General features: G+C 50.3%; 1 rRNA gene. It reads right to left on the reverse strand.

The window, feature by feature from the left end:
• Positions 1-431, reverse strand: a 23S ribosomal RNA gene (locus tag HMPREF2978_RS13310); the annotation flags it as partial.
• Positions 432-441 lie beyond the last annotated feature (10 nt).

A 441-nucleotide genomic window follows, 5' to 3' on the forward strand; every position in this document is an offset into this window, starting at 1 on the left:
AGCCTTCAACTACGGGACTATCACCCTCTACGGTAGGCGTTTCCACACCACTTCACCTAACAACAACACACAAGCACGATGATGGTAGTCACCGTCCATTGGGGCCCACAACACCGCACACACAACCCCTACCAAGTATCACATGCACACGGTTTAGCCTCATCCACGTTCGTTCGCCACTACTAGCAGAATCATAAATTTTATTTTCTTCTCCTACGGGTACTGAGATGTTTCACTTCCCCGCGTAAACCCCCACAACAGCTATGAATTCACTGAAGGGTAACACCCCATAACAGGTGCCAGGTTTCCCCATTCGGACATCCTCGGATCAACGCTTTATTGACAACTCCCCGAGGCTTAACGCAGCCTTACACGTCCTTCATCGGCTCAGCATGCCAAGGCATCCACCATGCGCCCTAAATAACGAACACACAACCAACA

Source organism: Corynebacterium sp. HMSC074C01 (assembly GCF_001814605.1).
Classification (GTDB): Bacteria; Actinomycetota; Actinomycetes; order Mycobacteriales; family Mycobacteriaceae; genus Corynebacterium.